This is a genomic window from Actinomadura sp. J1-007, assembly GCF_009793335.1.
Classification (GTDB): Bacteria; Actinomycetota; Actinomycetes; order Streptosporangiales; family Streptosporangiaceae; genus Spirillospora; species Spirillospora yumaensis.
The window spans coordinates 288,232-309,174 of record NZ_WING01000002.1; the positions used below are offsets into that span (position 1 = coordinate 288,232).

Annotated in this window: 13 protein-coding genes and 1 pseudogene; 8 read left to right on the top strand and 6 right to left on the bottom strand. The window is 75.8% G+C overall.

The features are described from left to right. The first annotated feature begins 38 nt into the window (after nt 1-38). The 4 genes and pseudogenes from GEV43_RS35330 to GEV43_RS35345 all read left to right on the top strand — a co-directional run bounded on the left by GEV43_RS35330 (nt 39) and on the right by GEV43_RS35345 (nt 5,525). Nucleotides 39-1,070, top strand: coding sequence for a LacI family DNA-binding transcriptional regulator (locus GEV43_RS35330; protein WP_160825128.1), 1,032 nt, complete (start codon nt 39-41; stop codon nt 1,068-1,070). Beyond that, a pseudogene (locus GEV43_RS35335) lies at nt 1,067-2,649 on the top strand (sugar ABC transporter ATP-binding protein). The gene GEV43_RS35330 and the pseudogene GEV43_RS35335 overlap by 4 nt, the downstream one beginning before the upstream one ends. Beyond that, a complete protein-coding gene (locus tag GEV43_RS35340) occupies nt 2,649-4,607 on the top strand; it encodes a substrate-binding domain-containing protein (RefSeq protein ID WP_160825129.1) in 1,959 nt (652 codons plus the stop codon). The pseudogene GEV43_RS35335 and the gene GEV43_RS35340 overlap by 1 nt, the downstream one beginning before the upstream one ends. A gap of 9 nt (nt 4,608-4,616) precedes the next feature. Next, on the top strand, nt 4,617-5,525 hold the full coding sequence (locus GEV43_RS35345) for a ribokinase (RefSeq protein ID WP_160825130.1): 909 nt from the start codon (nt 4,617-4,619) through the stop codon (nt 5,523-5,525). A gap of 10 nt (nt 5,526-5,535) precedes the next feature. Here the strand turns inward: GEV43_RS35345 and GEV43_RS35350 are convergent, their stop codons facing one another. Then, nucleotides 5,536-6,069 carry a DedA family protein gene (locus GEV43_RS35350; RefSeq protein WP_160825131.1) on the bottom strand — a complete coding sequence of 178 codons (534 nt, stop codon included), beginning with the start codon at nt 6,067-6,069 and terminating at the stop codon, nt 5,536-5,538. Between the two features lie 118 nt (nt 6,070-6,187). Next, nucleotides 6,188-6,610, bottom strand: coding sequence for a PH domain-containing protein (locus GEV43_RS35355; protein ID WP_160825132.1), 423 nt, complete (start codon nt 6,608-6,610; stop codon nt 6,188-6,190). A 160-nt stretch (nt 6,611-6,770) separates the two neighbouring features. Here GEV43_RS35355 and GEV43_RS35360 point away from each other — a divergent pair, with 160 nt between their 5' ends. Beyond that, entirely contained in the window at nt 6,771-7,700 is a 930-nt protein-coding gene (locus GEV43_RS35360) for a Ppx/GppA phosphatase family protein (protein ID WP_160825133.1), read from the top strand. An 11-nt stretch (nt 7,701-7,711) separates the two neighbouring features. Here GEV43_RS35360 and GEV43_RS35365 read toward each other — a convergent pair whose 3' ends face one another. Next, nucleotides 7,712-9,814, bottom strand: a complete 2,103-nt coding sequence (locus GEV43_RS35365; RefSeq protein WP_160825134.1) for a protein kinase — start codon at nt 9,812-9,814, stop codon at nt 7,712-7,714. 267 nt (nt 9,815-10,081) lie between these two features. Between GEV43_RS35365 and GEV43_RS35370 the strand changes: the two genes are divergently transcribed. Continuing rightward, nucleotides 10,082-11,590 carry a polysaccharide deacetylase family protein gene (locus tag GEV43_RS35370; RefSeq protein WP_160825135.1) on the top strand — a complete coding sequence of 503 codons (1,509 nt, stop codon included), beginning with the start codon at nt 10,082-10,084 and terminating at the stop codon, nt 11,588-11,590. 122 nt (nt 11,591-11,712) lie between these two features. Here GEV43_RS35370 and GEV43_RS35375 read toward each other — a convergent pair whose 3' ends face one another. The 3 genes from GEV43_RS35375 to GEV43_RS55430 all read right to left on the bottom strand — a co-directional run bounded on the left by GEV43_RS35375 (nt 11,713) and on the right by GEV43_RS55430 (nt 17,842). Then, nucleotides 11,713-14,877 (bottom strand): error-prone DNA polymerase, encoded by a 3,165-nt coding sequence (locus GEV43_RS35375; RefSeq protein ID WP_309240103.1) that lies wholly within the window; start codon nt 14,875-14,877, stop codon nt 11,713-11,715. A gap of 191 nt (nt 14,878-15,068) precedes the next feature. After that, a complete protein-coding gene (locus tag GEV43_RS35380) occupies nt 15,069-16,985 on the bottom strand; it encodes a DNA polymerase Y family protein (protein ID WP_175250959.1) in 1,917 nt (638 codons plus the stop codon). Further along, nucleotides 16,982-17,842 (bottom strand): hypothetical protein, encoded by an 861-nt coding sequence (locus GEV43_RS55430; protein ID WP_309240104.1) that lies wholly within the window; start codon nt 17,840-17,842, stop codon nt 16,982-16,984. The genes GEV43_RS35380 and GEV43_RS55430 overlap by 4 nt, the downstream gene beginning before the upstream one ends. 300 nt (nt 17,843-18,142) lie before the next feature. Between GEV43_RS55430 and GEV43_RS35390 the strand changes: the two genes are divergently transcribed. Then, the gene (locus GEV43_RS35390; RefSeq protein ID WP_160825137.1) at nt 18,143-19,564 is read left to right on the top strand and encodes an amidohydrolase family protein; all 1,422 of its coding nucleotides are present in this window, start codon (nt 18,143-18,145) and stop codon (nt 19,562-19,564) included. A gap of 44 nt (nt 19,565-19,608) precedes the next feature. Then, on the top strand, nt 19,609-20,640 hold the full coding sequence (mtnA, locus tag GEV43_RS35395) for an S-methyl-5-thioribose-1-phosphate isomerase (protein WP_160825138.1): 1,032 nt from the start codon (nt 19,609-19,611) through the stop codon (nt 20,638-20,640). Nucleotides 20,641-20,943 lie beyond the last annotated feature (303 nt).

Sequence of the window (20,943 nt, forward strand, 5' to 3'; positions counted from 1 at the left end):
AAGACGTTGGATGTAAACGATTACAAGAGGAGGTGGGCATGGCCGGCGTGAAGGACGTGGCGCGGCTGGCCGGCGTGTCCGTCGCCACCGTCTCCCGCGTGCTGAACGACAGCGCCGCCGTCACGGGCGAGACGCGCGCGCGGGTGCTGGAGGCGGTCGCCGAGCTCGGCTACCGGCCGAACGCGGTCGCCCGCTCGCTGCGCACCGACACCACGCGGACGATCGGGCTGGTCATCGGCGACATCCTCAACCCGTTCTTCACCGAGCTCGCGCGGGCCGTGGAGGACGAGGCGCGGCGGTCCGGGTACTCGGTCGTGATCGGCAACGCCGACGAGCGGCCCGAGCGGCAGGACCACTACGTGCGCACCCTGCTGGAGCAGCGCGTGGACGGCCTGCTGCTGTGCCCGACGGCGGAGATCACGCCGCTGGTGCGCGACGTCGTCCGGGACGGCGCGCCGCTGGTCTTCCTGGACCGGACGCTGCCCGGCCTGGACGTGCCGACCGTCCGCGCGGACGGCGCGGAGGCGATCGGCGCGCTGGTCGCCCACCTGCGCGGGCTCGGGCGGCGGCGCGTCGCGTTCATCTCCGGCCCGGCGCTGCTGTCGACCGGCCGCGAGCGCACCGAGGCGTTCCGGGCGGCGATGCGCGCGAACGGGCTGGAGGTCCCCGAGGAGTACCTGGTGGCGGGCGACTTCCGGGCGGGCAGCGGCCGGGAGACCGCGGCGCGCCTGCTGGACCTCCCGCGGCCCCCCGAGGTGATCTTCGCGGGGGACAACCTGATGGCGCTCGGCGCGCTGGACGAGATCCGGGCGCGCGGGCTGCGGATCCCGGCGGACGTGGGGCTCGCGTCGTACGACGACGTGCCCTGGTTCGCCCATCTGGAACCGCCGGTCACGGCGATCGAGCAGCCCGTCCAGGAGCTCGGCCGCCGCGCGGTGCGGGCCCTGCTGGACCGCGTCGAACGCCGGCCGGTGGAGCCCGCGGTGCTGGCCGCGCGGCTGGTCGTGCGCCGCTCGTGCGGCGAGGCCCCGGAGAACCGGGGCGACGGTGAAGGGAGTGGTCGGGCATGACGGCGGAGGACCGGGCCGAGATCCTGAGGGTGCGCGGGCTGCGGAAGGAGTTTCCCGGCGTCGTCGCCCTGGACGGGGTCGACTTCGGCCTGCGGCCCGGCGAGGTGCACGTGCTGCTCGGCGAGAACGGCGCCGGGAAGAGCACGCTGATCAAGACGCTGTCCGGCGCGCACCGGCCCGACGCGGGCCGGATCGAGGTGGACGGCGAGACGGTGCAGATCCGTTCGGCGCAGGACGCCGAGCGGCTCGGCATCGCCACCATCTACCAGGAGTTCAACCTGGTGCCGGAGCTGACGGTCGCCGAGAACCTGTTCCTCGGCCGCCAGCCGCGCCGGTTCGGCCTGGTCGACCGGCGCGCGATGAACCGGGCGGCCGGGGAGCTGCTCGCCCGGGTCGGCGTGGACGTCGAGCCCGGCGCGCGGATGGCGGGGCTCGGCATCGCGCGCAGCCAGATGGTCGAGATCGCCAAGGCGCTCGGCCAGGACGCCCGCGTGCTGATCATGGACGAGCCGACCGCCGTGCTGACGTCCGGCGAGGTGGACCGGCTGTTCGAGATCGTCCGGCGGCTCCGCGAGGACGGCGTGGCGATCGTGTTCATCACCCACCACCTGGAGGAGATCGCCCGGATCGGCGACCGGGTCACGGTGCTGCGCGACGGCCGCTCGGTCGCCGAGGTGCCCGCGGGCACGGCGGAGGACGAGCTGGTCCGGCTGATGGTGGGCCGGTCGATCGAGCAGCAGTACCCGCGCGAGCCGTCCGAGCCGGGGCCCGCGCTGCTGGAGGTCCGCGGGCTCGGCCGCCGGGGCGTGTTCTCCGGCGTGTCGTTCGACGTGCGCGCGGGCGAGGTGGTCGGGCTCGCCGGGCTGGTCGGCGCGGGCCGCACCGAGGTCGCGCGGGCGGTGTTCGGCGCGGACCGCCCCGACGAGGGCGAGGTCAGGGTGGACGGGCGCGCGCTGCCCCCGGGCGACGTGCACGCGGCGCTGGAGGCCGGGCTCGGTCTGGTGCCCGAGGACCGCAAGGGCAGGGCCTCGTGCTCGGCGCCGACGTCCAGGAGAACCTCGGCCTGGTCACGCTCGGCCGCGCCAGCCGCGGCGGGCTGGTCGACCGCGCCGGCCAGCGGCGCGGCGCCGCCGAGATCGCCGAGAGGCTGAACGTGCGGATGAGCGGCCTGCGCCAGACGGCCGGGACGCTGTCGGGCGGCAACCAGCAGAAGGTCGTGATCGGCAAGTGGCTGCTCGCCGACGCCCGGGTGCTGATCCTGGACGAGCCGACGCGCGGCATCGACGTCGGCGCGAAGGTCGAGATCTACCAGCTCGTCAACCGGCTCACCGCGTCCGGGCACGCGGTGCTGATGATCTCCAGCGACCTGCCGGAGGTGCTCGGGATGAGCGACCGCGTGCTGGTGATGGCGCGCGGCAGGCTCGCCGGCGAGCTGTCGGGCGAGGACGCCACGCAGGACGCCGTCATGGCGCTCGCGCTGTCGGAGGACGGCGCCGCCGCGGCGGACACGAGCAGGAACGAGACCAAGCAGACGCACGCGGACGACGAGCCCGCGCGGGACAACGGCGGAGGGATCTGATGTCCACTGAAACGCTGCGCAAGCAGCCGAGGCCGTCGGGCGACGGCGGCGGGTTCCGGCTGACGGCGGGCCGCCTGCTCGGGGAGAACGGGGCGCTGGCCGGGCTGGTGATCCTGGTCGTCGCGCTCGCGATCGCGTCCGGCGACTTCCTCACCGTGACGAACCTGCTGAACGTCGGGGTGCAGGCCGCCGTGACGGCGATCCTGGCGTTCGGCGTCACGTTCGTCATCGTCACCGCGGGGATCGACCTGTCGGTCGGCGCGGTCGCCGCGCTGTCGGCGGTGGTCCTCGCCTGGACGGCGACCGGGCACGGGTGGCCGTGGCCGGTGGCGCTGGCCCTCGCGGTCGTCGTCGGCCTCGCGGCCGGCCTGGTGAACGGCGCGCTGATCACCTACGGCAAGCTGCCGCCGTTCATCGCGACGCTCGCGATGCTGGGCGTGGCGCGCGGCCTCGCGCTGGTCATCTCCGACGGCAGCCCGATCGCGCTGCCGGGCGCGGTGACCCACCTCGGCGACACGATCGGCGAGTACCTGCCCGTCCCGGTGATCGTCATGATCGCGATGGGGCTGCTGACCGCGCTGGTCCTCGCCCGCACCTACAGCGGCCGGGCGATGTACGCGATCGGCGGCAACGAGGAGGCGGCCCGCCTGTCGGGCATCCGGGTGAACCGGCAGAAGCTCGTCACCTACGGATTGTCGGGCGCGTTCGCGGCCGTTGCCGGGATCGTGCTGGCGAGCCGGCTCGCATCGGCGCAGCCGCAGGCCGCCAACGGCTACGAGCTGGACGCCATCGCCGCCGTCGTGATCGGCGGGGCGAGCCTGTCGGGCGGCAAGGGCAAGGCGTTCGGCACGCTCGTCGGCGCGCTGATCCTCGCGGTGCTGCGCAACGGCCTGAACCTGCTGTCGGTCTCGGCGTTCTGGCAGCAGGTCGTCATCGGCGTCGTGATCGCGCTCGCCGTGCTGCTGGACACCGTCCGGCGCCGCGGCACGCGGCTGCGTCCCGCGACGTTCCTCGCCGGCGGAGCGGTGGCCGCCGCGGCGGTGATCGCGCTCGCCGTGGTGGTCGCGACCACCGGCGGCAACGGCTCCAAGTCGGGCGGCGCGGCCGGGGGCGGCGGGACGAAGGTCGGCCTGTCGGTCTCCACGCTGAACAACCCGTTCTTCGTGCAGCTCCGCCAGGGCGCGCAGGACGAGGCGAAGAGGCTCGGCGTCTCGCTGACCGTGTCCGACGCGCAGAACGACGCGTCCCAGCAGGTCAACCAGGTGCAGAACTACGCGAGCCAGGGGATGAAGGCGATCATCGTCAACCCGGTCGACTCCGACGCCGCCGCGCCCGCCGTCCAGGCCGCCAACCGGTCCGACATCCCGGTCGTGGCCGCCGACCGGACCGTGAACGGCGCGCGGATCGCGCAGCTCGTCGCGTCCGACAACGTCGCGGGCGGCAGGGACGCGGCCAAGGAGATGGCGCGGCAGCTCGGCGGCAAGGGCAGGATCGTCATCATCCAGGGGCAGGCCGGCACCTCCGCCTCCCGCGAGCGCGGGCAGGGCTTCCTGGAAGGGCTGAAGGCGTTCCCCGGCATCCGGGTGGTGGCCAAGCAGCCCGCCGACTTCGACCGCACCAAGGGCCTGGACGTCATGACCAACCTCATGCAGTCCAACCCCGACGTCAACGGCGTGTTCGCCGAGAACGACGAGATGGCGCTCGGCGCGGTCAAGGCGCTCGGCGGCAAGGCCGGCGGGCAGGTCAAGGTGGTCGGCTTCGACGGCACGCCCGAGGGCATCAAGGCCGTCCAGGACGGCACGATGAACGCCACCGTCGCGCAGCAGCCGAGGCTGCTCGGGCAGATGGCGGTGCAGAGCGCGGTGAAGGCCGCCAAGGGTGACAAGCTGGTCGCGACCAACGCCGTGCCGGTGAAGGTCGCCACCAAGGAGAACGCGGCCGAGTTCGAGACCCCGTAGGGAGGGACAGTGTCCAACGACAAAGAGGTGGTCGTCGTCGGATCGGTGAACGCCGACCTCGTGGTCGGCGTGGACCGGCGGCCGGGGCCGGGCGAGACCGTGCTCGGCTCCGACCTCGCCGTCCACCCGGGCGGCAAGGGCGCCAACCAGGCGGTCGCCGCCGCCCGGCTCGGCGGCCGGGTCGGCATCCTCGGCCGCACCGGCGACGACGGCAACGGCGAGCTGCTGCGCGCGTCCCTCGCCGGCGCCGGGGTGGACCTCGCGCACCTGCTGGTCACCCCCGGCCCGAACGGCGTCGCGCTGATCACGGTCGGCCCGGACGGCGACAACAGCATCATCGTCTCGCCCGGCGCCAACGCCCGGCTCACGCCCGCCGACGTCGAGGCGGCCCGCGCGATGATCGCGGGGGCCGCGGTCGTGACGTTCCAGCTCGAAGTGCCGCTGGAGACCGTCCTCGCCGCCGCGCGGGTCGCCGCGGACGCGGGCGGGCGCGTCGTGCTCAACCTGTCGCCGCCCGCCCCGGTCCCGGACGAGCTGCTGCGCCTGTGCGACCCGCTCGTGGTGAACGAGCACGAGGCCGCGTTCCTGCTGCCGGGCCACGACGCGGACGAGGACCCGGCCGCGCTCGCGTCCGCCCTCCTCGCCCGGGGGCCGCGCTCGGTCGTGATCACCCTCGGCGGGGACGGCGCGCTCGTCGCGGACGCCTCGGGCTCCTCGGCCGTCCCGTCCCCGAAGGTGGAGGCCGTCGACACGACGGGCGCGGGCGACGCGTTCACCGCCGCGCTCTGCCTGCGCCTCGCGCGCGGCGACGCGCTCGCCGACGCGGCCCGCTACGCCGCCCGCGTGGGCGCCGCGTCCGTGCGCGCGGCGGGCGCGCAGAGCTCCTACCCGTCGGCGGACGACGAGCTGCCCGCCTGAGGACGTCCGCTCAGCCGGCCGGGCCGCCGCTCCGCTCCCCGGCCGGCGGGGCGTCCGCTCCCCGCGCGCCGTCCTCCGGGGCCCGGCGCCGCCGCCGGTACGCCACGAGCCCCGCGACCAGGGCGGCGACCGCGGCGACGAGGGCGGCGGTCGCGGCGGGCGAACGGCCGAACACCTCCAGCCAGCCCCACACCACCGCGTACCCGCCGACCACCCACGGCGGCGTCCACAGCGCGGAGCCGAGCGCCGACGCGGCCAGGTAGCGCGGGAGCGGCATCCGGACGACGCCCGCGGAGACGGGGATCGCGTGCCGCAGCCCGGCGACCCAGTGCGCCGCGAACACCGCGAGCGCCCCGCGCCGGGCGACCATGGCCTCGACCCGCCGCAGCCGGTGTTCGCCGACCCGCCGCCCGATCCGCGAGGTGTAGACGCGGGGGCCGACGGTGCGGCCGATCCAGTAGTACACCTGCCCGCGCACGAAGATGATCAGCACGGCGACGGCCGCGCCGAGCCACAGCGGCATGCCCCAGAACGTGTCTCGCATGGCGTGGCGTCCTCGTCGCGTCGGCGTCCGTCGGCCCGATGTTAGGCAACCCTAACTCCCCCCACCCCCGAAGCCCCACCGCACCGTGAGCGCGCTCGCGCCCGAAGCGCGCGCGGGGTCAGTGGTCGGTGCGGGCGCGGATGCGGTAGAGGTCGTCGGCGGCGTCGTGGACGTCGGCGCCCAGGTCGAAGGCGCTGAACAGGTACAGGTCGTCGGCGGTCTCGATCTCCAGCAGGCGCGTGTGCAGCAGGAGCCTGCGGCGCTCGTCCACCCGGATCGCCGCGACCTCCGACCAGGGGACGCGGCGGCGGCCCGCGTAGCCGGTCACGACGGTCAGCCCGTCGGGGTCGGCGGCCACCCGGACGGGCGCGATCAGGTCGCGCGCGGCGAGCGCGGCCAGCCCGATCGCGGCGACCGCCGCGAGCAGCAGCAGCTGCCGGTCGGAGCCGGACAGGACGGCGAGGCCCGCGACGACGACGGCCGCCGCGCACTTCAGCGCCACCTGCGCGGGCGGCACCCGCCAGCGCTTCTCCTCACCCATGGTGGCCACGGTAGCGGGCCCGCGCCCGCGGGGCACCGGGCCTCCCCGGCGGACACAGTGCGGTGCCCCCCGAGTCCCGGGACTGGGCCGATGCGCGAAGTGCCCTGATTGGGGGCGGTCCGCGGCGGCGTTCCGGACGGCGGTTCGGTAGCGTCGTGGCATGCGACTCGGCGTGCTGGACGTGGGCTCGAACACGGTGCATCTGCTTGTGGTGGACGCCCACCAGGGGGCGCGCCCGCTGCCGGCGTTCTCCCACAAGGCCGAGCTGCGGCTCGCCGCCCACCTGGAGGACGGCGACCGGCTGTCGGCCGACGGCGAGGCGCGGCTGCGGTCGTTCATCGAGGACGCGCTCCAGATCGCCGAGGACAAGGGCGTGGAGGACCTGGTCGCGTTCGCCACCTCCGCCGTCCGGGACGCCTCCAACGGCGAGGAGATCCTGGAACGCATCAGGACCGAGACCGACGTCGACATCCACGCGCTGTCCGGCCCGGACGAGGCGCGGCTGACGTTCCTCGCGGTGCGGCGGTGGTTCGGCTGGTCGTCCGGGCGGCTGCTGGTGATCGACATCGGCGGCGGGTCGCTGGAGGTCGCGGCGGGCATCGACGAGGACCCCGACGTGGCGATCTCGCTGCCGCTCGGCGCCGGCCGCCTCACCCGCGACTGGCTCACCGCCGACCCGGCGCCCGCCGACGAGGTCCGCAAGCTGCGCCGGCACGTCCGCGCGGAGATCGCCCGGCATGTGGGGGAGGTCGCCAGGTACGGCGCGCCCGACTTCGCCGTGGCCACGTCCAAGACGTTCAAGCAGCTCGCGCGGATCGGGGGCGCCGCGCCGTCCTCGGACGGCCCGTACCAGCGGCGCGTCCTCCAGCACGCGGGCCTCACCGGGTGGGCGGACAAGCTCGCGCGGATGCCCGCGTCCGAGCGCGCCGACCTGCCGGGCGTGTCCGAACGGCGCGTCCCGCAGCTCCCGGCGGGCGCGATCGTCGCGGACGCCGCGATGGACCTGTTCGGGATCTCCGAGCTGGAGGTCTGCCCCTGGGCGCTGCGCGAGGGCGTCATCCTGCGCCGGCTCGACATGATCACCGGCTGAGTCGCGGGGGCTCACCAGTTGGGGTGGGCGATGGTGTGGCCGCTCGGCGTGACCTTCCGGTCGCCCGTCCCGTCGGCGCGGACGGCCCGCACGACCGGGGCCTCCACGGGGCCGCGCACGTAGCAGATCCACGCGCCGTCCCGCGACCAGGACGGGTCCATGTCGTGGCCGCCGCCCTTGGTGACCGGGCGCGCGCCCGAACCGTCGGCGTTCATGACCCAGATGTCGCCGCCCGGGGACGCGCCGCGCGTGTACGCGATCTTCGTGCCGTCCGGGGACCACTCCGGGTCCACCGCCCGCACGCCGTCGTCGGTGAGCCGCTTCCACGGCCCGCCCCGCCGCTCGGGGTCGAGCGTGTAGATCTGCTCGGCGCCGTCGCGCTTGCTCCAGAACACCATCGTCCCGGTGGAGGACCACATCGGGTCGTCCTTGTCGGACGCGTCGGTGGTGACCTGCCGCTCGCCGGTCCCGTCGGCGGACACCACGAAGATCTGCCGGACGCCGTCCTCCTCGACCATGCCCGCGAGGCGCGTGCCGTCCGGCGACCAGGTGACCCGGCCGCCCGCCAGCCGGTCGGTGACGCGACGCGCGCCGGTGCCGTTCGCGTTCATCACCCACGCCTCGTTCGTCCCGCCCGTCCTGCGGGTGAACGCGACGCGGTCTCCCTTCGGGGAACGCTCCGGCAGCATGTCGCAGGCCGGCCCGGTGACGAGGCGCGTCGGCGCGGCGGCGCCCGGCGTGTACGTGCCGATGTCGCCGTGGCACTCCTTCGGCCACCCGGGCGCGGTGTCGATCCGGACGAACATCGCCTCGTTCGGGAACGCGCCAGGGGCCCGCGGCTGCGACTGGCGCGCGGCGCCGCTCCCGCTCTTGTCCTTGTCGCCGTCCGAGCCGGCGAGCAGGAACACGCCGCCCGCCGTCGCCGCGACCAGCAGGGCGGCGGCCCCGACGAGCAGAGGCCCCTTCCGTGCGCGGCGCGGTGACGCGGCGGGGACCGGGCGCGGCGGCTCGGTCGGCGGCACATGCGGCGGCCGGACCGGCGGAGGCGGCACGGGCGACACCGCGCGCTCGCCGTCGCGGCGCGGCGGACGCGGCGCGCCGAGCGAGGTGTCCGTACGGCGCTCCCACGCGGGATCCGTGCCCCGCCCTTCCGTGCCCGGCTGTTCCGTGCTCCCGGGAGCCGGAGCCGGGCTCGCCGGTTCCGTCGGCGGATGCGGCACGGGGCGCTGCGGCGCCCACGACTCGCCGAGGGTGGCCGTCACGTCGGCCTCGCGCGAGCCGCCGACCAGGGCGAGGAGCAGGTCCTGCGCGGTCGGACGGCGTTCGGGCTCCTTGGCCAGCGCGGCGCCGACGAGCCCGGACAGGGACGGCGGCACGTCGCCGTACTCGGGGTCCGCGTGCACGGCGCGCGCGGCCATCACCTGGAACGAGCCCTGCCCGAACGGGTTGCGCCCGCTCGCCGCGAACGCCACCAGGCAGCCCCACGCGAACACGTCGATGGCCGGGCTGATCCGCTGGGTGAGGATCTGCTCGGGCGCGATCCACCCGGGCGTGCCGACGACCTGGCCGGTGCGGGTGTGGGAGCTCGCCATGTCGAGCGCGCGGGCGATCCCGAAGTCGATGACGCGCGGCCCGGAGATCGACAGCAGCACGTTGCTCGGCTTCAGGTCGCGGTGCACGAGCCCGGCGGAGTGGATCGCGACGAGCGCGGCGGCCACCCCGACCGCCATCCCGTGCAGCATCCCGGCGGGCAGCCCGCCGGTGTCGGACACGTACCGCAGCAGCGACGGGCCGTCGATGTACTCGGTGACCATGTAGGCGAGGCCGAGGTCCTCGCCGTGCTCCAGCACCTGCGCCGTGCAGAACGACAGCACGCGCTGCGCGTTGGCGGCCTCGTCGTGGAAGCGGGCGAGGAACGTCGGGTCGCCCGCCAGCTCGGCCCGCACCACCTTCACCGCGACCGGCCGGCCGTCGCCGTCGCGGCCGAGGTAGACCGCGCCCATCCCGCCCTCGCCGATCTTCGCCTCGATCCGGTAGCGCCCGACGCGGGACGGATCGTCCGGGCGCAGCGCGCGCAGCGGCTCCGCACCGGGCCGGGAACGCGGACCATCCATCGACGATCACCTCTCGCCACCCCGGGGCGCGCCCTCGTCCGGCCGCCCGTCGCGGCGGCTCGCGGCCCTCCGGTCCTCACCATGGCAGAGGACGGGGCGTCCCTGCCAGTGCCCGGAAAAGGTCAACGTTTCGCCAAGTCCATACCGCCCCCGAGCAAAACTCCGCCATGGCTCGTTCATGCCGGCTTTCACCGTTCCGGACGGGCATACGCTGGCGAATCAGTCGCACCGAACCAAGATCCGATCAACGGGACGGCGGGGGATTTCTTGATCTTGCGGACGGGCCGCGGGACGCGCGGAACGGCCTGCCGGGCACGGCCGCCCGGAGCGCGCGGACGGTGGGCCGCCGCGGCCGCGGCGCTGACCGCGGGCCTGCTGCTGGCCGGCTGCGGCGGCCACTCCGAGCGCCGCCCGCGCGCGGCGTCCGACGTCACCGCCGTCCACACCGTCGACGCCCGCGCCGTCCCCGGCCTCACCACCGTGACGCGCAACGAGCAGGACGACGTCCGCCACCTCTACGCCGCGTACCCGAAGATCCCGGGCGCCGACGCGCTCACCGCGGAGCTGGCCAAGGCGGTGGACGACCAGATCCGGCCGTTCGTCGCCGACACCTCCGACGACGAGTCGCCGCCGCTGCCCGGCGGCGGCGCGCCCGAGCTGAACGTCCAGTGGTCGCTCGCCGCCGCCGACGGCGACGTCGCGGGCGTCCGGCTCGTCACCTGGCAGTTCCTCGGCGCGTCCGGCGGCGAGGCGCGCCGCACGCTCTGGTACGACGGCCGCGCCCGCGCCGCGCGCTCGTCCGCCGACCTGCTGAACGGCGCGAAGGGACTGGAGGAGCTGGCCGCGCAGGTCCGCGACCGGCTCGGCTCGCAGGCCAACCCGGCGCAGGTCACGCCCGACGCGCGGACGTTCTCCTCGCTCGCGTTCAACGAGCGCGGCGACCTGGTCGTGGAGTTCGGCGACTACACCGTCGCGCCCGGCTCGGCGGGACGCGTCGCGGTCGCGCTCGACCGCTCGGTCTACGACCCGATGCTGTCGGAGTTCGGCCGCCGCGCCAGGGACGCGGCCCTCGCGCCGAACCCGCGGCTCGCGCTCGGCTCGCCGCTGTCGGCCCCGGCGCCCGGCTCGTCCCCGGCCGCGCCGCCCCCGGCGCCGGGCGCCCGCACCGACTGCTCCCGGCTCAAGTGCGTCGCGCTGACCTTCGACGACGGCCCCGGCCCGTACACCCGGCGGCTGCTCGGCATGCTCGCCCAGCGCCGGGCCCGCGCCACGTTCTTCGTCGTCGGCAACAACGCCGAGGCGCACCCCGACCTGATCCGCGAGGAGGCGGCGGCCGGGCACGAGATCGGCAACCACACCCAGAGCCACCGCGACCTGAGCCGCCTGCCGACCCTCCAGGTCAACTCCGACGTCCAGCGCACGCAGGACATCCTGCGCTCCGCCCTCGGCCGGCCGCCGACGCTGCTGCGGCCCCCGTACGGCGCGACCAACGGCACCGTCGCCAACGTCGCCAAGTCGCTCGGCCTCCGGCAGATCATGTGGAGCGTCGACACCGAGGACTGGCGCGATCGCGACGCGCGGATCGTCGCCGACCGGGCCGTCCGCCACGCGCGCCCCGGCGCCATCATCCTGATGCACGACATCCACAGCACGACCGTGGACGCCGTCCCGCGCGTCCTCGAACGGCTCGCCGGCAAGGGCTACACGTTCGCCACGGTCGACGACCTCCTCGCGACGCACAACGTCCCGCCGGGCGGCCGTTACGGCGGACGCTGACCCGCCGCGCCCGCCGCGCCCGCCGCGCCCGCCGCGCCCGCCGCGCCCGGCGTCCGCCCGCGTCCGGCGTCTGCCCGCGTCCGGCGTCTGCCCGCGCACGGCGCCCGCCCGCGTCCCCGCCGTCAGTGGAAGTTCCGGGCCTTGACGCGGCCGGGGACGGGCAGGCGCCGCAGCCGGGTCGCGCGGACGTTGGCGACGTTGTCGGCGCGTTCGAGGCGTCCGCTGACCAGCAGGGCCTGCGCGTCCACGGCCAGCCCGCGGTGCCGCTGGAACACCTGCGGCGGGCACACCACGTTGATGATGCCGGTCTCGTCCTCCAGCGTCATGAAGACGATGCCGCCCGCCGTCGGCGGCCGCTGCCGGTGCGTGACGAGGCCCGCGACGAGCACGTTCGTCTCGCCGGGCACGTCCGCGAGCCGTGCCGACGAGTACGCCCCGAGGTCGTCGAGCGACGCGCGCACGTGCGCGAGGGGATGGGTGGCGGACACGCCCGTCGCCCACAGGTCGGCGAGGGTCTCCTCGACCGGCGTCATCGCGGGCAGGCCGGGCGCCGTCGCGCCCGGCGCGACACCCTGGAGCTGACCGGGCCCCGTACCGGCGAGGGCGCCCGCCGCCCACAGCGCCTCCCTGCGCGACGGCGGAGGCTCGCCGTCGCGGACGCCGACCGTGCCGAACGCCCCGGCGGTCGCGAGCGCCTCCAGCGCCGCGGCGGGCAGCAGAACGCGGCGCACGAGGTCCTCCATGCTCGTGTACGGGCGTCCGGCGGCGATCGCCTCCGCGGCGCCGTCGCCGAGGTTGCGCACGCCGGTGAGTCCCCGGCGGAGCGCGGGCTGCGGCTGCGCGGGGGCGTGCGGGTGGGCGCGGCGGAGCGGCACGGGCTCCTCCAGCGTCGGGTGGGCGCCGCTCGCGTTGACGTCGATCCCCCTGACCTCGACGCCGTGCCGCTTGGCGTCCGCGATGAGCGACTGCGGGCTGTAGAACCCCATCGGCTGGTTGCGGACGAGCGCGGCGGTGAACGCCGCCGGGTAGTGCCGCTTCAGGTAGGCGCTGGCGTACACCAGGTGGGCGAAGCTCTGGGCGTGCGACTCCGGGAACCCGAACCCGGTGAACCCCAGGATCTTCTGGTAGACGTCCTCGGCGATGTCGGCGGGGATGCCGCGCTCGGCCATGCCGTCCAGGAGGCGGCGGCGGAGCCGTTCGACGCGTTCGGGCGCGCGCTTGGACCCCATCGCCTGGCGCAGCTCGTCGGCGTCGGCGGGGGAGAAGCCCGCGCAGTCCACGGCGAGCTGCATCATCTGCTCCTGGAACAGCGGGACGCCCAGCGTGCGGGCCAGCGCGGTCTCCATCAGCGGATGCGGGCAGGCGGCCGGCTCCAGGCCCTTGCGGCGGCGCAGGTACGGGTGGACCGACCCGCCCTGGATCGGGCCGGGACGGATCAGCGCGACCTCCACGACCAGGTCGTAGAACTCGCGGGGCCGCAGCCGCGGCAGCGTCGCCATCTGCGCCCGCGACTCGACCTGGAACACCCCCACCGTGTCGGCGTCGGCGAGCATCGCGTACACCAGCGGGTCCTCGGGCGGGATCGACTGGAGGTCGTACCGCGCCCCGTGGTGCTCGGCGACCAGGTCGAACGCGTCGTGCAGGGCGGCCAGCATCCCGAGCCCGAGCAGGTCGAACTTCACCAGCCCGGCCGCCGCGCAGTCGTCCTTGTCCCATTGCAGGACGCTGCGGTCCTCCATCCGGGCCCACTCGATCGGGCAGATCTGCCCCACCGGCCGGTCGGCGATGACCATGCCGCCGGAGTGGATGCCGAGGTGCCGGGGCAGCGACAGCATCCGCCCCGCGAGCTCCCGCACGGCGTCCGGGACGTCGGTCTCGCTGCCCACGGGGTCGCGCGGGTCGATCCCCTTCGACCAGGCGTCCTGCTGGCCGGGGGAGAAGCCGAGCGCGCGGGCGGCGTCGCGGACCGCCATCCGCGGCCGGTAGCTGATGACGTTCGCGACCTGCGCGGTGCACTCCCGGCCGTACTTGCGGTAGACGTACTGGATCGCCTCCTCGCGGCGGCGGTGCTCGATGTCGAGGTCGATGTCGGGCGGCCCGTCCCGGCCGGGCGACAGGAACCGCTCGAACAGCAGCCCGTGGCGTACGGCGTCGACGCCCGTGATGCCGAGCGCGTAGCAGACGGCGGAGTTGGCGGCCGAGCCCCGGCCCTGGCACAGGATGTCGTTGCGGCGGCAGAACGCGACGATGTCGTGGACGATCAGGAAGTAGCCGGGGAAGTCGAGCTGCTCGATGACGTCCAGCTCCCTGGCGATCTGCGCGTACGCTCCGGGCACCCGCTCGGCCTCCGGCGGGCCGTACCGCTCGCGCGCCCCTTCGGCCACCAGCCGCCGCAGCCAGCTCGCCTCGTCGTACCCGTCCGGGACGGGCCAGTCGGGCAGCCGCGGCGCGACCACCTCGAAGCCGAACGCGCACTCGCGCGCCAGCTCGACGGTCCGTTCGCGGACGCCCGGGAACCGCGCCAGCCGGGCCGCCATCTCGGCGCCGCTCCGCACGTGCGCCGTGCCGCTCGCGGGCAGCCAGCCGACCATCTCGTCCAGGCTCCGCCGCGCCCGTACGGCCGCCATCGCCTGGGCCAGCCGCGCGTCCGCCCCCGGCGCGGCGAAGTGCACGTTGTTGGACGCGACGACGTCCACGCCGACCCGTGCCGCCAGGTCGTGCAGGGCGTCGTTGCGCAGGTCGTCGTCGGGCTGGTCGTGGTCGACCAGCTCGACGAACACGTTGCCGCGCCCGAACATCCCGACCAGGCGGCGCAGCTCCCGTTCGCCCGCCTCCGGACCGCCCGCCTCCAGCGCCGCCGGGACGGGGCCCTTGCGGCAGCCGGTCAGCACGGCCCAGTGGCCGCCGTGCGCCGCCGCGAGGTCGTCCGTGTCGTACACCGGGCGGCCCTTCTCCCCGCCCGCGAGCTGCGCCCGGGTGATCTGCGAGCAGAGCCGCGCGTAGCCCTCCGGGTCGCGGGCCAGCACGAGCAGGTGCCGCCCCGCCGGGTCGGGCTCGCCGGTGCGCGGTCCCGGCAGGCCGAGGCCCAGCTCCGCCCCGAAGACCGTCGCGATCCCCGCCTCGGCGGCGGCCTGCGCGAACTGCACCGCCCCGTACATCCCGTCGTGGTCGGTGACGGCCATCGCCTCCACGCCGAGCCGCGCGGCCTCCGCGACCAGCGCCGCGGGGTCGCTCGCCCCGTCCAGGAAGCTGAACGAGGTGTGGCAGTGCAGCTCCGCCCACGGCACGCCGCCGAGGGGAACGGCCGCAGGATCACGGCGCGGCCGATGGCGATCCTGCGGCCGTCCGCCCGGCTCCGGGTCCCGGCCCCACGAGAGCCTGCGCTCGAACTCCCGCCACGGGACCGGCGGATTATCCCACCCCATCGTTCCCCCACATGGGCAGAACGCACCAGAAACGCGCATGAGAGCGGCGATGATCAGTCATATCCGCCTTCCACGTACCAGCGGCCCCCTCGACGGCCAGCAGGTACGCCGCGCCGCCGTCCGTCACCACCTGGAACCGGGCGCGCCGCCGCGACCGCTCCGGGTCCCACCAGCGCTCGTCCGCGGGCCACGGCCCCGTCCAGCCCGCCACCCGCGCCGCGGGCCCGCCCCGACCGCGACCCAGGCCGGCGGAGCCGACACCGCGCACCGCGCCGACACCACGACCGCCCCACCGTCCTCCCCGACCACCAGGCTCCTACGACCGTCCGGCCCGTGGGGGCCGTCCGGGCCGTCCGCACCGTTCGGGCCGTTCGGGCTCGTCGCGCTGGCCGCGCGGTTCGCGTTGGGCGCCCCGTTCGCGTTGGCCAAGCCGTTCGCGTTGGCCGAGCCGTTCGCGTTGGCCGTGGCGTTCGGGCTGGCCGTGCCGTTCGCGCTGGCCGCGCGCTTCGCGCCGTTCGGGCCAGCCGTGTTGACCGCGCCGTTCGTGCTGGCCGTGCGGTCCGCGTTGACTGTGCCGTTCGCGCTGGCCGTGGCGTTCGTGTTGACCGTGGTGTTCGCGTTGACCGTGGCGTTCGAAGTAGTAGGGGTGAGAGGGACGGGTGGGGCGCGGGTGGGACGGTGGTGGGGGACGGGGCGGGGACGCGGCCGGGCCATGGGCCGTCCGGTAGGCCGGCGGGCGGGAGGTCGCCGACCGGTACTTTGATCACCTGCTCGGCCGGGGCGCGGCCGTCCACGAGGACGGGGCGGGTGACGCCGCGGTGGCCCAGCAGCGCCTGGATGCGGTCGGCGGCGCGGGAGATCCGCTCGGTCACGCCGGTCCGGCCCCACAGGCCCTCCTGCCTGCCCTCGTCGGGGACGAGCTGGTCGGGCGCCAGTTCCAGCCAGGTGACGCCGCCCCACACCGCGCCGTCGTCCGCCGGGGCCTCGATGCCCTCTGGGTCGGCGCCCGCCGCCGGACGGCTCCGCCACGAGGAGAGCTGCCAGCGGACGCGTTCGCCGATGGCGAGCGTGGACAGCACGCCGTCGTGGCGCCACAGCCGCCGCAGGACCCGGCCGTCGGCGAAGCCGACCTCGACCTCCAGCCGGACGCAGGTCAGCCCGCCCGCCGCGAGTCCCTCGTGCAGCTCGCCGGCCAGCCGCTTGGCGGTGAACACCACCTGCTCGGCCTGCGCGGCGGGCGGGTCGAAGTCCGCGCGCACCGACAGGTCGGCGGGCGCGCGGGCAGGCGCGAGCGGGCGCGGCTCCTCGCCGCGCGCGAGCCGGTGCGCGAGCGCGCCGTCCGCGCCGAAGCGCCCGGCGACGTGCCCGGACGGCAGCGCGGCGAACGCGCCGAGCGTGCGGATCCCGAGGCGTCCGAGCAGATCGGCCAGCTCGGGCCGGTCGAGCACCGCCAGCGGGTAGGGCGCCAGGAACGCCGCCGCCTCGCCCTCCGGAACGACCAGCCCCCCTTCCCCGCCGAGCGTCCCGGGGCCGCCGCGGGCGGCGAGTTCGGCGGCGAAGAGGCCGTCGGCGATGCCCGAGCCGCAGTCGAAGCCCGCCTCCACGACCGCGTCCTGGACGAGGACGCGCAGCGCCTCCTCGCCGCCGTAGAACCGGGCCGCGCCCCGTACCGGGATCGCGCACAGCCCCGGCCGCACCACCTCCACCTTCGGCACCAGCTCCGCGACCGCCTCGACGACCCTCTCGAACAGCCGCCCCTCCGCGTCGGTGTCGCGCTCGCGCACGGCGAGCCCCGGGCAGCGCCGCTGGGCGTCGCGGAGCCGCTGGCCCCGGCGCACGCCCTCGGCCCGCGCCGCCGCCGTGCACGCCACGACCCGGTTCTGGAGGACGACCGCGCCGGGCGTCGCCGCGTCCACTCCGGCGGCCGTCGCCGGCCAGTCGGGACACCACACCGCGAGGACCCTGGTCACGCGATCTCCTCCGTCCCGTTCGGCAGCGCGGGACGTCCGACCACTTCGAGGCGGGGACGGCGCGTTCCGGACTCCGCCGCCGGGTCGGGCGCCGGGGAGACGCCGCCGTCCGGGCCGGGGAACCAGAGCCACGCGTCGCGGCCCCGTCCGGGCGCGTCGCGGCCCTCGGCCACCACGCGCGCGCGGCGGCGGGTCAGGCGGCCGTGGCCGTCGCCCAGCCCCTCCCACTCCGCCTCCTCGACGCGCATCCGCAGCCGCGTGCCCGGCCACTCGCGCGCGTGCGGGCCGGACAGCGTCAGGACGCAGCCGTGCTTGCGGGCCAGCGCCGACAGGCGTCGTACGGCCGTGGCCGGGGGCCGTTCCGGCGGACGGACCAGGACGAGCTCGACGGCCTCGACCAGCGCAGCCACCACGTCCGGCCAGCGTTCGCCCGGCTCGTCCACCAGCAGCAGCCGTTCGGGGGACGCGCCCATGCCGGTGGCCGCCGCGACCCCGAAGTCAGGCATTCCGACCACCGCACACCAGCCTCCCGTCCCTTCCTCGCCGCCGTGCCGGGACACGCCCGCGACCAGCGCCGCGCCGAGCGACGCCGCGCCCCGTCCGTCCAGCCCGAGGACCGATCCCGGCCGCAGCCCCCCGCCCGGCACCACGTCGCGGAGCGCGGGAAGCACCGGCACGAGGTCGCGACCGGGAACGTCCCCGACGAACCCGTCGAGCCCCGCCGCCACGCCCGCGAGCGCCGACCCGCCGGACGCCGACCCGCCGGACGCCGGGCCTCCGGGCGCCGGGCCTCCGGGCGCCGTGGCCCGGGCCGCCGGGCGGCCGGGGACCGCGTCCGTGAGCGCCGCCTCCGGCACGGTGCCTCCCTCCACGTCTCGCCCGACCGGGTCCGCACCTTCCCCCGACAATGTCGAACACAGGTTCGACTCATGTCAAGTCGTCGCAGGTCATCGCGGCGATCGCGGCGCGAGCCGGGGAAGCCGGGAAGCCTTGGGTGCAGGGGCCTGGCGAAGCCCCGCCACCCCGCGGATGTGACGCTGGTCACCAAATGATGGGCACCCGCGGGTAATGACTCGCGGCGCGACGATTCGCGCAGCGCCACCGGCGGTGAAGAGGTCGGAGAGACCCGCGAACCCGGACGAACGGAAACGACCCTCATGACCGACGAACGACCCCTGCTCCTGCGCGGCGGGACGGTCATCACCATGGACCCGTCCCTCGGCGTCCTCCCGCGCGGCGACGTCCTGGTCCGGGAGGGGACGATCGAGGCCGTCGCGCCCGGCATCGAGGTCGCGCCGGGGACGCGGGTCATCGACGCCGACGGGACGATCGTCCTGCCCGGCCTGATCGACGCCTACCGGCACGGCTGGCAGACCGTCCTGCGCGGCGTCGGCGTGGAGTGGACGCTGACCGACCACTTCGCGTGGATGTTCGGCGCGTTCGGCCCGCACGTCCGGCCGGAGGACGTCTACGCGGGCAACCTCGCCGCCGCCGTCGAGCACCTCGACGCGGGCGTGACCACCCTCGCGGACTGGTCGGACGCGTCCCGTACGCCCGAGCACGCCGAGGCCGCGATCGACGCGCTGCGGGACTCGGGCATCCGCGCCCGGTACGTCTACGCGGACGCGTTCGCCTCGCCGCAGAACTACGTGCCCACCGCGTACGTCAAGGAGCTCCACCAGCGGCTCGGCAGCGGCACCGGACGGCTGACCATGCAGGTGGCGATCGACCCGACTCTCGCGGACGGCTTCCCGGAACGCCGCGCCTGGGCGTTCGCCCACGAGCACGGAATCCCCGTCTACTCGCACGCCGGACAGTACGGGTGGGGCAACGAGGTCTACCTCAAGCAGCTCAAGAAGCACGGCTTCCTCGGCCCGACCAACACCTACGTGCACGTCGTGGCGGTGACCGGCGACGAGACGCGCGCGATCGCCGACTCCGGCGGGACCGCCGTCATGGCGACGCTCGGCAACCTGTGCCAGGGGCAGGGCTATCCGGCGATCACCCCGCTGCGCGAACTCGGCGTCCCCGTCGCGCTCGGCACCGACTCCGACGCGCGCCTCCGCCCGGACCTGTTCGCCGCGATGCGCGCCGCGCTGGCCGCCGACCGGGGGCGCGAGCACTCCCTCGCGCACCGCGCCGGGCACATCAACCCGGTCAACCGGCTCCGCTCGCGGGACGTCCTGGACGCCGCCACCCTCGCGGGCGCCCGCGCCGTCGGGCACGCGTCGGCGATCGGCACCGTCGCCCCGGGCCGCCGCGCCGACCTCGTCGTGCTGCGCCCCGACACCGAGTCGGCCGTCCCGTACGGCGTCGATCCCATCGCGCACGTCGTCTGGCAGGGCGCGCCCGAACGGGTGGACACGGTCATCGTGGACGGCGACGTGGTCAAGCGGAACGGCGTCCTCGCCGGCGTCGGCCTCGCCGAGGCCCGCGAACTGGCCCGCCGCACCCGCGACCACCTGATCTCCAAGGTCGGCGAGGACGCCTTCCGCGCCGCCGCGACCCGTCCCGCCGCCGACCCGGAGCAACGCCCCCGCAGATCGTTCCCGCCCGCCCCGAAGCCCGACGACCCCTGACCTCTCCCGCCGTTACCGAACGGGGGGTTTCATAGGATCGGGGGATGGAAGGTGACGTGCGGGCCGTCGCGTGGACGGGCGAGGGGCTCCGGCTCATCGACCAGACGGTGCTTCCCGAACGGCTGGAACTCCTCGACGTCCGTACGGTCGGCGCGCTGGTGGACGCGATCCGCAGGCTGGCCGTCCGGGGCGCGCCCGCGCTGGGCGTCGCGGGCGCGTTCGGCGTCGCCATCGCCCTGCGCCAGGCCGAACGGGAGGGCTGGGACGGCGCGCGGCTGGACGCCGCGATCGCGGAGATCCGCGAGGCCCGTCCCACGGCCGTGAACCTCGCCGCGGGCGTCGACCGGGTGCGGCCGTTCGCCGCGGACGGCGCGGACGCCGTCGCCGCCGAGGCGCAGGCCCTCCTGGACGAGGACGTGCGCGGCAACCGGGCGATCGGCGCGTACGGCGCCGACTGGATCCTCGCCCGCACCGGCGACCGGCCGCTGCGCGTCCTCACCCACTGCAACGCCGGAGCGCTTGCCACGGCGGGCTGGGGAACGGCACTCGGCGTCGTCCGCGAACTGCACGCGCGCGGCCGGATCCGGACCGTCCACGTGGACGAGACCAGGCCGCTGCTCCAGGGCGCCCGCCTCACCGCCTGGGAGCTGGAACGCGCGGGCGTCCCGTACCTGGTCCAGGCGGACGCCGCCGCCGCCGGAGCCGTTCTGCGGGGCCTGGTGGACGTCGCGGTCATCGGCGCCGACCGGATCGCCGCCAACGGCGACACCGCCAACAAGGTCGGCTCCGCCGGAGTCGCCCTGGCCTGCGCCGACGCCGGGATCCCGTTCGTCGTCGCGGCGCCCTGGAGCACCGTGGACCTCACCGCCCGCGACGGCGCGGCCATCCCGATCGAGGAGCGCGCCGAGGACGAGGTCCTGACCTGGGACGGCGCGCGCACGGCCCCCGAGGGCGCCCGCGGTTTCAACCCCGCGTTCGACGTGACCCCCGCCCGCCTGGTGTCGGCCCTGGTCACCGAGACGGGTGTGCTGGAGGTCTCGGCGGGTACGACCCCGAACCGGTCGACCCACCCCTGACCCCGGTCGAGCGAACCGCCCCGCCGCGGCGGCCCCTCCACCCGGGGACCTCCGGCCGGGGACTTCCGGCCGGGTGGTGGTCTCCTCCGACGGGGGGCCTCCGACAGGGGCCTCCGGCCGGGAACTTCCGGTCGGGAACTTCCGGTCGGGGACCTCCGGCCGGGGACCTCCGGCCGGGGGCCTCCGGCCTGGGACCTCCGGCCGGGTGGTCTCCTCCGGACCGAGGCGGCCTCTTCCGACCGGGGTCAGGGGTGGGTCGACCGGGGCCTCCTCCGACCGGGGCGGCCTCTTCGGCCGTCTTTC